Source organism: Streptomyces sp. GC420, from assembly GCF_009916105.1.
Classification (GTDB): domain Bacteria; phylum Actinomycetota; class Actinomycetes; order Streptomycetales; family Streptomycetaceae; genus Streptomyces.
This window is the reverse complement of the sequence record NZ_JAAAXQ010000267.1, coordinates 1-11,778: the sequence shown is the minus strand read 5'-3', so window position 1 is coordinate 11,778 and position 11,778 is coordinate 1. Positions and strand designations below refer to the sequence as shown.

The following is an 11,778-nucleotide window of genomic DNA, read 5'->3' as shown; positions in this document are numbered from 1 at the left end:
GCCGCGCGGGCGCCGCGCCGGGGGAGCGCCGGGGGAGCGCGGGGCCGACATGTTTCCCGCGAGGCGGGGGAGGTTATGGAAGTCCACAGGTCCGACCGGCAGAGATATGCAGATGGTGGATCCAGGTAAGTCGCCGGAAGGCGTGCGGGCGTGGCGGTTCGACGGGCTGCCGCGCCATGTCACCGACGCCCGGCTCGCCGCGGCGTCGTTCGTGGCCGAACTGGCCGGGCGGCGTGCGCCGGCGAACCCGGACGCACCCGACGACGTCGTGCTGGTCGTGGCCGAACTGGTGGTCAACTGCGTCTGCTGGGCACCGGGCCCGTTCACCCTGACCCTGCGCGACACGGGGGAGGGAGTGCACATAGAGGTCGGTGACACCAGTCACGACCCGCCCAGGCCGACACCGATGGACATGACGGGGCGTGGCGGCGTCGGCTGGTACGTGATCAACGCACTCGCCGAGGAGGCCGTCGTCGTCGACGAGCCCTTCGGGAAGACGGTGCATGTCTTCCTGCCGTGGTGACCCGTGGCGTCGCGGGCGGACGGTCGGACAAGCCGGACGGTCGGGTGAGGCGGACAGGTACGCACCCGCCTGGGAACGCCTGAGGCCCGCCGGGGAACGCCTGAGGTCCGCCGGGGAGCGCCCGAGGTCCGCCGGGGAACACCCTGGGGCCCACCGGGGGACGGCCCGGCTGTTCAGCCAGCGCCGTCCGCGGCGGTTCCGGCCGTCCGCGGTGCGCCTTCGAGTGCATCCTCGACAGTCGGGTACACGAGGACGACCGTGTCCACCCCGGTGAGAGAGATCACTCGCCGTACGAAGGCCGAGGGCGCCGCCAGACGCAGGCCGTCACCCAGCGAGGCGCGAGCGTGAAGGAGCACATTGAGCGTGGTGGAGTCGGCGAACGTGACGTGCGAGAGATCGAGGACGACGGGGGACCTGCCCTCCTCGGCCGCCTCCTCCAGGACGGCGCGCAGCGGTGCCACCGTGCCCAGGTCGAGATCGCCCGAGGCCGCGACGACCAGGACCCCCGGGTCTCCGGCGGCCGTGAGTCGCGTGATCGAACCTGCACTGCGGGGTGGTTGCACGGGATCCCCCAGGCATCCGGACGGGCGCACGCGCCGCCCGGTCGGCGGCACGGAGCACACCGCGCCACCCGGACACGATCCGACGGCACGGCATGACACTCCAACGATAGAAGTGATAGTTGCTATTTGACAACATTCTCTGAACGGCAACAATCTGTTCCCGGTAACGGCATGGAACGGTTGCGGCCCATGGGGTCGGCGGAAGCGGAGTGGGGCGGAGTCCGGATGAAGCTAGGCGCTGTCCGCCACGGCACCGAGGCCGTGCTCCGTCGCGGCCCCGGAAGCGGTTCCCAGCTGCTTCGCCGCCGCCGACTCGAAGGCGGCGAGGCCCTCGGCCAGGGCCGCCACGGCAGCGGGCTCCATACGGCCCAGCACGGCGCTGATCTCGCGCCCGCGCACCGCGCGGTACTCCTCGAGGACCTTGTGCCCCCGCGGACTCAGGCGGAGCTCCACCTCGCGGCGGCTGGTCGGGCTCGGCGAGCGCTGGACCAGCCCCATGGCCTCCATGCGGTCGCAGAGCCTGCTCACGGACGGCGGCCGGGAACCCAGGGCCTCCCCGAGGGCGCGGAGGTTTGTGCCCTCGTACTTCTCGATGACGAGAAGGGCCCGCAGCTGCGAGGGGGAGACGGCTCCCGCGGACACCGCCTCCTGGCCGCGTCCCCACAGCACCTCGAGCAGCTCAGCGGCGGCACAGGCGGCATGGGCCACCTGCTCGCGCGAGCGCTGCTGACTGGTGAAGCGAGACACCCGCCCACTCTGTCACCCGACAAGGGTTCCTGTCAGCCCGGAAGCCACTGCACCCCTGGAGAAAGAATGTCTCAGAGACCGTGACCGGACACGAGGATGTAGAAGCAGCACTGCGCGCGGCGGCCCCGCACGCGCTGGTCGACGTGCTGCGCGGAGTGCTGGAGCGGCGCCGGGGAGCCACCTCCGTGCGGCTGTACCTCGCGGACTACGGGCTCACCGTGCTCCTGCCCTTCGACCCGGCCACCGGGCCGGCGACGCCCCTGTCCATGTCGAACAGCCCCCAGGGCCGAGGCGCTCGACGACGCGCTCGTCCTGTGCGTCGACCGGTTCGGCCGCCCCGAGGGCGCCGGGACGGCGCGGGGCGCCGGAGCGGCCCGGAGATGAGACGAGGCCGTACGGACCGGGCGGACACCCGGCTTCCGTACGGCCTCGGCCCGGCGGCCCGCGGCGCGCGGCCCGCGTCACATCCTCACTGTCAGTACTGTCAGTCCTCGACCAGCAGTCCGGTGCGCAGCCGCTTCACGATCCGGCTCAGCAGCCGGGACACATGCATCTGCGAGATCCCCAGCTCCGCGCCGATCTGCGCCTGGGTCATCTCCTGCCCGAACCGCATGCTCACGATCAGGCGTTCCCGCGGATCCAGCTGCTCCATCAGGGGAGCCAGCGCGTGCAGGTTCTCCACCGTCTCCATGCCGGCGTCCGGCGCGCCCACGAGGTCGGCGAACGTCCGGCCGGTCCTGTTGACCTGGGCGTCGTCGCCGCCCTGCGGCATGTCCAGGGAGTCCGCGGAGTAACCGTTGGCCGCGACGAGACCCTCGACGACCTCGTCCTCGCTCAGCCCGAGGTGCTCCGCGAGCTCCTTCACGGTGGGTTCGCGGTCGAGTCGGGCGGAGAGCAGCTCCTTGGCCTTCGCGAGGTCCACGCGCAGCTCCTGGAGCCGTCGGGGCACGTGCACGGCCCAGCTGGTGTCGCGGAAGAAGCGCTTGATCTCGCCGACGATGTAGGGGACGGCGAACGTCGGGAACTCGACCTCACGGGAGAGGTCGAACCGGTCGATCGCCTTGATCAGACCGATGGTGCCCACCTGGATGATGTCCTCCATCTCGTCCCCCCGGCTGCGGAACCGGTTGGCGACGAAACGGACCAGCGACAGGTTCATCTCGATGAGCGTGTTGCGCGCGTACTGGTATTCGTGCGTGCCCTCGTCGAGGACCTCGAGCCGGTCGAAGAACACCTTCGACAGCGCCCGGGCGTCCTTGGGCGCGACGGACTCCGCGTTCTCGATCCAGGGCAGCTCACCGACGGCCGACTCCGCCGGCGTCGACTGCTCGGGCCCCGTTTCCGGGGGCCGCGTGTTCCCAGCCTGCAGCGGCATCGTCATGACCTAACCCTCCCGAATGTCGGATCCCTGCGAGCAGCGTGTGCCCCGGGGCCGGGCATTCATTCCCCGTCAAGCGAAAAAGTTTTCCGGATTCCTGTTTCCATAGTGCGCCGCCGCGCCGGTGTGGGCAAGCCGGCGGATGTTACGCCGATCCGGGCAGACCGGCAGACCGGCGGCCGGCAGATGCACGCCGCACGCTTGGGTACGCACGAAACGGACACCTGGAGAGGTGAGGGGGCGGGAAGCCGCAGGAGAGCGGAACACCCACGCGAACGGACGGGAAGAACGATGAACCAGCCCGAAGTGAGCCGAGCCCGCCCGGGGCGCCGGGCCGAGGTCGTCTGCAGGCCGCGGCTCGCCGCCGAGGCGAGGGACGTCGCCGCGGCCTTCCTGTCCGGCCTGGAGCCCGTTCCGCCCGCCGTCACCAGACAGAGCGTCCTGCTCCTGGTGTCGGAACTGGTCACCAACGCCCTGCGGCACGCCGGAGCCATCACCCGGCTCCGCCTGACCGCGGAGGGCAACCGCCTGCGCGTGCAGGTCGACGACCCGGCCCCGGCCCGCCCCTGGGGCCGTACGCCCGACCTCTCGGGCAGCACCGGTGGTTTCGGCTGGCACATCGCGTCCCGGCTGGCCGACGGGATCACGGTCTGGGACCGCGCCGACGGAGGCAAGGCGGTGGCCGCCACCATGCCCCTGTGAGGCCGCCACCATGCCCTCCTGAGGCCGCCACGCGGCCACGGACCGTTTGCGGGCGGGACGGCCGGATACCCGCAAGGTATGAGTGGATCGAACAGGACGACGAACGGACCCGCCACCGCGACCGTGCGGGCAGCGAAGAAGACCGCGGCACAGAGCGCGGCGGCCTCCGCCGACGAGGCCCGGAAGGCCACGGGCAAGGCGGGGAAAGCCGGAGAGGCTGTGAGCGCCGCGGGCCGCGGCGGCAAGGAGGCGGTGACGGCCTTCGGCGGGGCGGCCTCGCAGAAGGCGAGGGAGGCAGCCAGGACCCTCCAGGAGAGCGTCACCTCGGCCGCAGGGGCAACGGCCGGCAAGGCAGGCCTGCTCTGGACGCTGATCAGGGCGAGGAAGGCGGTCGTGGCCGGCGCGGGAGCCGGAGCCGCGGCAGCCGTCGCCTCCTCCTACGCTCTCGGCCGCCGGGCCGGTCTCAGGCAGCGCGGTCCCCTCTCGCGCCTCACCGGCGGACGGCTGTAGACCGGCCGGCGCAGCGGTCGCTCGCCGCCCGGGCACGAACCCCGTGCCCGGGCGGCGGCGCGCGCCTGCCGAATGCCCTCTCGCCGCCGTTCGGGCCGCTCACCCGCCGGTATTGGTGTTACAAATACAGCGTGGCCCATTGCACCGTCCCATGCCGGGCACTTCATTGGCGCGGGTGACCACCAAGCGCTCACTGAGCGTCGCCGGGCAGGTCTTCGTCCTCCAGGTGGCGATGGTGGTGCTGCTCGTAGCCGGGGCCGGCCTGGCACTCGTGCTCCAGTCCCGCTACGACGGGGACCGGGAGGCGAAGAACCGTTCGGTCGCCGTCGCCGAGACGTTCGCCCGCTCCCCGGGCCTGCAGGACGTGCTGAAGGAGGACGACCCCTCCAAGACCCTCCAGCCGCTCGCCGAGGAGACGCGGAAGGCCGCCGGTGTCGACTTCATCGTCGTCATGGACACCCGCGGGATCCGCTACTCGCACCCGCTGCCCGACCGGATCGGCAAGAGATTCGTCGGCACCATCGAGCCCTCGCTGCACGGTGAGGTCCTCGTCGAGAGCGTCGACGGTCCGCTGGGCCGCGAGGTCCAGGCCGTGGTGCCGGTCACCGCCCCGGACGGCAAGGTCGTCGGCCTGGTCTCCGCGGGCCTGAAGGTCGAGAACGTCACCGGCGTCGTGGACCGGCAGCTCCCCGTCATCCTCCTCACCAGCGCCGCCGGCCTGGCCGTGGCCACCGCCGGGACCGCGCTGGTCGCCCGACGGCTCAAACGGCAGACGCGCGGTCTCGGACCCACCGAGATGACCCGCATGTACGAGCACCACGACGCGGTCCTGCACGCCGTGAAGGAGGGGGTGCTCATCGTCGGCGACGACGGACGGATCCTGCTCGCCAACGACGAGGCCAAGCGGCTGCTCGACCTGCCGGCGGACGCCGAGGGACGGCTCGTCGGAGACCTGACGGGCCTCGACCCGGAGATCTCGGACCTGCTCAGGTCCGGCAGGACCGCCACCGACGAGGTCCATGTGGCCGGGGACCGCCTGCTGGCCGTGAACCAGCGGCCCACCGACGGCGAGGGCGGCCCCATGGGCACCGTGGCCACAGTCCGGGACTCCACGGAGCTGCGCGCGCTGACAGGCCGGGCGGAGGAGGCCCGTACCCGCCTGAAACTGCTCTACGACGCCGGGGTCGGCATCGGCACCACGCTCGACGTCGTACGGACCGCGGAGGAGTTCACCGAGGTCGTCGTGCCGCGGTTCACCGACTTCGTCACCGTCGACCTCGCGGAGCCGGTGCTGCGCGGGGACGAGCCCACCGGCTCCGGCGCGGACCTGCGCCGCACTGCGGTCCGCGGCATCCGCGACGACCACCCGCTCTACCCGTGCGGCAAGCTGATCGACTTCCTCCCCTCCACGCCGCAGCGGCGCGGCTTCGACACCGGCGCGTCCACACTCGTGCCCGATCTGTCCGACGCGCCCGGCTGGCACGTCCAGGACCCCGCGCGGGCCGCCAGGATCGTCGAGTACGGCATCCACTCCCTGATCACGGTCCCGCTCAAGGCCAGGGGCGCCGTCCTCGGAGTGGTCAACTTCTGGCGCTCGGAGAAGCCCGAGCCCTTCGACGCGGAGGAGATGTCCCTGGCCGAGGAGCTCGTCGCGCGGGCCGCCGTGAGCATCGACAACGCCCGCCGCTACACCCGTGAGCACGCCCTCGCCGTCACGCTCCAGCGCAGTCTGCTGCCCCGCGCCCTGCCGGAGAACAGCGCCGTCGAGGTCGCCCACCGCTACCTGCCCGCCCAGTCCGGTGTCGGCGGCGACTGGTTCGACGTGATCCCGCTGCCCGGCAGCCGGGTGGCGCTCGTCGTGGGCGACGTCGTCGGCCACGGACTGCACGCGGCCGCCACCATGGGGCGGCTGCGCACCGCCGTGCACAACTTCTCCTCGCTCGACCTGCCGCCGGACGAACTGCTCGGCCACCTCGACGACCTGGTCACCGGTATCGAGGACGAGAGCGGCGACGACAACGACGGCGGGGGTGCGGTGGGCGTCGGCATGCTCGGCGCCACGTGTCTGTACGCCGTGTACGACCCGGTCTCCCGGCGGTGTGCGATGGCCCGGGCCGGCCACCCGCTGCCCGCCCTCGTCCGCCCCGACGGGACCGTGGAGTTCCCCGAACTGCCGGCCGGACCGCCGCTGGGGCTCGGCGGCATGCCCTTCGAGACCGCCGAACTCGAACTGGCCGAGCACACGAGCCTCGTCTTCTACACCGACGGCCTGATCGAGGACCGCGCCCGCGACATCGACGAGGGACTGGAACTGCTGCGCGGCGCGCTGACCCACCGCGACCGCTCGCCCGAGGAAACCTGCCGGGCGGTGTTCGACGCGCTCCTGCCCGCCCGTCCCCGCGACGACGTGGCGCTGCTCGTCGCGCGCGTACGGGCGCTCACCGACGACCAGGTCGCCGAATGGGACATGCCGGTCGACCCGAGCGCGGTCTCCGGGATGCGCGCGACCGTGGGCGCGAAGCTGGCGGAGTGGGACCTGGCGGAGCTGGCCTTCGGCACCGAACTGATCCTCAGCGAACTGATCACCAACGCCATCCGCTACGGTTCCGCGCCGGTGAGGGTACGGATCCTGCGCGATCGCACCCTCACCGTCGAGGTGTCCGACGGCAGCAGCACCTCGCCGCACCTGCGGTACGCCGCGACGACCGACGAGGGCGGGCGCGGGCTGTTCCTCGTGGCCCAGATCGCGGAGAGGTGGGGCACCCGCTACACGGCCGAGGGCAAGGTCATCTGGGCCGAGCAGCTGCTGCCGGAAGCCGGTGAGAAGGCCGGCGCGGCGGCCTTCGCCCTCCTGGACGTCGACAGCATCGACAGCCTCTGAGTGCTCTCCTGGACGGCCCTGGCCACCTCCCTCGCCATCTGCGAGGCCGCCCCGCCGAAGGCCCGTCCAACCCGCGAACAGGGTAGGACCGCATGAGTCGCGGGCGCCGAGGGCGCCGACTCCGGCGGCCGGTTGCCTCCGGTCCGTCCGGCGGGACGGCCGCGCGCCCGCTCCCGACGCCACCGGGCCACGGCCGGGCGACCGTGCCGCCGGGGGCACTCCGCGGGCCGGCGGGGCCAGGGACTGCCCGGCGTCTGGGGCCGTCCGGCCCGCAGGCCGCCATGCGCGTGGCCTGCCGGTGTTCGCCGGGGGCCCTGCGGGGGTTGCCGGGAGAGGACGACGGGCCCAGCCGGGGTCCGGAGGTGCCCGGTGTCCCGGGCCGCCCGCCGCCCGCCGCCGGGGCCCGGGACTGCCCGGCGGCCCGGGGCCGGACGGTCCCGCAAGAGCTCTGCCCCCGGCGTGCCGGGGAACGACGGGGCCTGCCGAGGCCGCGCGGCGGTCCGGAGCCGCGCGGCCTCGCGGGCCGGCCGAGCCGGGTCAGCCGGTGGCCAGCGCCGCCGACACCACGGCCTTCGCCTCCTCCTGGACGCGCGCCAGATGGTCCGGGCCCTCGAACGACTCGGCGTAGACCTTGTACACGTCCTCGGTGCCCGAGGGGCGGGCGGCGAACCAGGCCCGGTCCGTGGTCACCTTGACGCCGCCGATCGCCGCGCCGTTGCCGGGCGCCTCGCTCAGGACCGCGGTGATCGGGTCACCGGCCAGGGTGTCCGCCGTGACCTGTTCAGGTGAGAGCCGGCCCAGTACCTGCTTCTCCTCCCGGGTCGCCGGGGCGTCCACCCGGGCGTACGCGGGAGCGCCGAACCGCTCCGTGAGCTCCCGGTAGTGCTCGGACGGGGAACGGCCGGTCACCGCCAGGATCTCGGAAGCCAGCAGCGCCAGAATGATGCCGTCCTTGTCGGTGGTCCACACCGAACCGTCGCGGCGCAGGAACGATGCCCCGGCCGACTCCTCGCCGCCGAAGCCGAGCGAGCCATCGGCGAGCCCGTCCACGAACCACTTGAAGCCGACCGGCACCTCGACAAGCCGCCGCCCGAGATCGGCGGCCACCTTGTCGATCATGCCCGAGGACACCAGCGTCTTGCCGACCGCGGCCCCCGCCGGCCACCCGGAGCGGTGCGTGTACAGGTACCCGATGGCCACGGCGAGGTAGTGGTTGGGGTTCATCAGCCCCGCGTCGGGCGTCACGATCCCATGCCGGTCGGCGTCCGCGTCGTTGCCGGTGGCGATCTGGAACCGGTCGCGCTGTCCGATCAGCGAGGCCATCGCGTACGGCGAGGAGCAGTCCATGCGGATCTTCCCGTCCCAGTCCCTGGTCATGAACCGCCAGGTCGGGTCGGCGAGCGGATTGACCACCGTCAGGTCGAGCCGGTACTCCTCGGCGATCCGGCCCCAGTAGGCCACCGAGGCACCACCCAGCGGGTCGGCGCCGATCCGCACGCCCGCCGCGCGCACCGCGTCCAGGTCCAGCACGGCGGGCAGGTCGGCCACGTACTGCCCGAGGAAGTCGTACCGGCCGGTGGTGGCCGCCGCCAGCGCCCGGGTGTACGGGATCCGCCGTACCTCCTTCAGGCCGCCCGCGATGATCTCGTTGGCGCGGTCCTGGACCCACCCCGTGGCGTCGGAGCCCGCGGGTCCGCCGTGCGGCGGGTTGTACTTGAAGCCGCCGTCGGCCGGCGGGTTGTGCGAGGGCGTCACCACCACCCCGTCGGCGAGCCCCGAGGTCCGGCCGCGGTTGTGGGTGAGGATCGCGTGCGAGACCGCCGGTGTGGGCGTGTAGCCGTCGGTGGTGTCGATGAGAACCCGCACGTCGTTGGCGGCGAGCACCTCCAGAGCCGTAGCCCTGGCCGGTTCCGACAGCGCGTGCGTGTCGGCACCCATGAAGAGTGGCCCGTCGGTGCCCCGCAGCGCCCGGAACTCGCAGATCGCCTGACTGGTCGCCGCGATGTGGTCCTCGTTGAACGCCGTGGCCAGCGAGGACCCACGGTGCCCCGACGTGCCGAACGCCACCCGCTGACCCGGATCACCCGGATCCGGGTGCAATGTGTAGTACGCGGTCACCAGCCTCGCCACATCGACGAGATCCTCGGGACGCGCCGGCTGCCCGGCCCCCTCGTGCGGCATCCGCCTGCTCCTTCCGCATCCGCCCGGTCACCGGCCACGCCCCTCGGGCGGTCGGCGCGGCCGGGCTCCGTCCGCGAACCCTGCCGGAGCGACACCTGCCCGCGCGCCAGTGCGGACAACCGTCACCCGGTCTGCACGAGGAGCATCGCACAGCCCGTGCCCGCGCACGGACCCACGGTCACCGCGGCGCCGCCGCCCGTTCCCGCCGCCCCGTGCCGCCGTGGCGATGGACCGGCGGTCGCACGTTTGCCGTACGCCGGCACGGACACGCGTCACCCGAGTCACGGAACCGCCCGCGCGGCACCGCCCGCCCGCGGTGCCGCGGGGGAGGCGCCGCGCGGGCGGTCCCGAACCGAGAACGGACGTGTGCCATGACGGGGACCGAAGCCATGGGGCGCCTCCTGGGCGACCTGCTGGAATACGCGCATATGACGGCCGTGGAGGAGCTACCGGCGCTGCTGGAGTCGCACGCCGCCGCCGCGGGGCTGGGCCGGGCCCGTCTGTTCGTGGCCGACCTGCGCGAGCAGGGGCTCAGGGAACTCACCGGCCGCGGGCCCGACGCCGGCGAGGGCGGCGAGCGCTTCTCCGTCGAGGGGTCACTGCCGGGACGGGCCTTCCGCGAGACCCGGGTCCTGGCCGGCCACGGCGGCGGCGCGGGCCACCGGCGGCAGTGGGTGCCGGTCCTGGACGGCACCGAGCGGCTCGGGGTGCTGCGCGTCGACGTACCCGACGGCTCGCCCGACGCGGACGCACTGGCCGAGCGGCTCGCGTCCCTGACCGGGCTGCTGCTGGTGAGCAAGCGCCCGTTCAGCGACTCGTACGCACGGCTGGTGCGCACCCGGCCGATGGGGGTCGCCGCCGAGATGCAGTGGAAGCTGATGCCGCCGACGGCCTTCGCCAACGACCGCGCGGTCGTCGCGGCGCGGATGGAACCGGCGTACGAGGTGGCCGGCGACGCCTACGACTACGCCGTCGCGCACGACACGCTGCACCTGGCGGTGTTCGACGCCATGGGTCACGACAGCGCGGCCGGACTCACCGCGAATCTCGCGGTCGCCGCCTGCCGTGCCCAGCGGCGGCAGGACACCGACCTGGTGACCGTCTCCCAGCGGATCGAGGAGATCCTGATCGAGCAGTTCGGCCACAGCCGCTACGTCACCGGTGTGCTCGCAGACCTCGACACCAGGACGGGAACGCTGACCTGGGTCAACCGTGGCCACCACCCACCGGTGCTGATCCGCGGCGGACGCTGGACCACCACCCTGAGAAGCCCGCCGGCCCACCCCATGGGCACCGACCTGGGGCTGCGCGTCACCCTCTGCCGGGAACAGTTGGAACCGGGGGACCGACTGCTGTTCTACACCGACGGCATCACCGAGGCGCGTGACCGCGACGGCCGCCCGTTCGGGCTCGCCCGGTTCACCGATTTCGTCGTCCGGCGGCACGCCGACGCGCGGCCGGTGCCCGAGATGCTGCGCCGCCTGATGCAGGCCGTACTCGACCACCACAGCGGGCGTCTCGACGACGACGCCACCGTGCTCTTCCTCGAGTGGAAGGGAAACGCCCGCAATCCGGCGCTCCGCCCCGCCGACGGCGCCCCCGCCGGGGGCTGAGCCGGGGTATGTGCGGCCGCGCGGGCTTGCCGCAGGCCGTCCGGGGTATCCGGAACTTCCCGACGTCCACCGCCGAAGTGGAGGAGATCATGGCCCTGACGGACCGCCCCGCACCCGTGGCCGCCGAGGAGGACCGGGCCGCGGACGAGGCGTCCCCGAGGGCCGCGCGCCCCCGAGTCGTCCACCACATAAGCAGGCACATGGAGGAGCCGCCGGAACCCGCGCGCGAGAGGGTGAACCGGCGCTGGAACGAGATCCTCCAGGAGACCCGGGTCGCGCAGACCGGCGTGCAGATCCTCTTCGGCTTCCTGCTCAGCGTCGCCTTCACACCCGGCTTCCGCGACCTGGGAACCATCGACCGCACCATCTACGTGGTCACCGTCGTCCTCGGCGCGGCCGCCACCGGCTCCCTCATAGCCCCGGTGTCGATACACCGCTTCCTGTCCGGCCAGCGGATGAAGGACGAGGTGGTGGAGACCGCCCACCGGCTGATGATGTGCGGAATGGTTCTGCTCGCCCTGACGATCGGCGCCACCCTTCTGCTCATCCTGCGCGTCGTCCTGCCCGGTGTCCTCGCCGAGGTCCTCGTCGCAGGGGTGATGCTGTACTTCGGCGTGTGCTGGTACGTACTGCCGCTCCGGCTGCGCCGGCGCTCCGCGCGCAGCGAAACCGTCTGAGGG

10 protein-coding genes are annotated in these 11,778 nt (G+C 72.8%); 6 read left to right on the top strand and 4 right to left on the bottom strand.

The annotated features are described in order from the left end of the window. Window positions 1-112 precede the first annotated feature (112 nt). A complete protein-coding gene (locus GUY61_RS26920) occupies window positions 113-523 on the top strand; it encodes an ATP-binding protein (protein WP_166632840.1) in 411 nt (136 codons plus the stop codon). Between the two features lie 173 nt (window positions 524-696). On the opposite strand, the gene GUY61_RS26915 is transcribed toward GUY61_RS26920, so the two are convergent. From GUY61_RS26915 to GUY61_RS26905, 3 genes are all read right to left on the bottom strand, one after another. After that, complete coding sequence (locus GUY61_RS26915; RefSeq protein ID WP_313896871.1) at window positions 697-1,086, bottom strand: STAS domain-containing protein; 390 nt, start codon at window positions 1,084-1,086, stop codon at window positions 697-699. 231 nt (window positions 1,087-1,317) lie between these two features. Next, window positions 1,318-1,833, bottom strand: coding sequence for a MarR family transcriptional regulator (locus GUY61_RS26910; RefSeq protein ID WP_313896870.1), 516 nt, complete (start codon window positions 1,831-1,833; stop codon window positions 1,318-1,320). A gap of 484 nt (window positions 1,834-2,317) precedes the next feature. Next, window positions 2,318-3,214 (bottom strand): RNA polymerase sigma factor SigF, encoded by an 897-nt coding sequence (locus GUY61_RS26905; protein ID WP_398957013.1) that lies wholly within the window; start codon window positions 3,212-3,214, stop codon window positions 2,318-2,320. Between the two features lie 288 nt (window positions 3,215-3,502). Here GUY61_RS26905 and GUY61_RS26900 point away from each other — a divergent pair, with 288 nt between their 5' ends. The 3 genes from GUY61_RS26900 (at window position 3,503) to GUY61_RS26890 (ending at window position 7,304) form a co-directional block, all read left to right on the top strand. Next, the gene (locus tag GUY61_RS26900) at window positions 3,503-3,913 is read left to right on the top strand and encodes an ATP-binding protein (RefSeq protein WP_166632839.1); all 411 of its coding nucleotides are present in this window, start codon (window positions 3,503-3,505) and stop codon (window positions 3,911-3,913) included. Window positions 3,914-3,991: 78 nt separating this feature from the next. Next, window positions 3,992-4,423, top strand: a complete 432-nt coding sequence (locus tag GUY61_RS26895) for a hypothetical protein (RefSeq protein ID WP_166632838.1) — start codon at window positions 3,992-3,994, stop codon at window positions 4,421-4,423. A gap of 151 nt (window positions 4,424-4,574) precedes the next feature. Beyond that, on the top strand, window positions 4,575-7,304 hold the full coding sequence (locus GUY61_RS26890; protein ID WP_166632837.1) for a SpoIIE family protein phosphatase/ATP-binding protein: 2,730 nt from the start codon (window positions 4,575-4,577) through the stop codon (window positions 7,302-7,304). A gap of 537 nt (window positions 7,305-7,841) precedes the next feature. Here the strand turns inward: GUY61_RS26890 and pgm are convergent. Continuing rightward, window positions 7,842-9,485 carry a phosphoglucomutase (alpha-D-glucose-1,6-bisphosphate-dependent) gene (gene pgm / locus GUY61_RS26885; RefSeq protein ID WP_166632836.1) on the bottom strand — a complete coding sequence of 548 codons (1,644 nt, stop codon included), beginning with the start codon at window positions 9,483-9,485 and terminating at the stop codon, window positions 7,842-7,844. 371 nt (window positions 9,486-9,856) lie between these two features. Here pgm and GUY61_RS26880 point away from each other — a divergent pair, with 371 nt between their 5' ends. Further along, window positions 9,857-11,098: a PP2C family protein-serine/threonine phosphatase gene (locus tag GUY61_RS26880; RefSeq protein WP_166632835.1), complete on the top strand. Its 1,242-nt coding sequence runs from the start codon at window positions 9,857-9,859 to the stop codon at window positions 11,096-11,098. 200 nt (window positions 11,099-11,298) lie between these two features. Further along, on the top strand, window positions 11,299-11,775 hold the full coding sequence (locus GUY61_RS26875) for a DUF6328 family protein (protein WP_243766780.1): 477 nt from the start codon (window positions 11,299-11,301) through the stop codon (window positions 11,773-11,775). Window positions 11,776-11,778 lie beyond the last annotated feature (3 nt).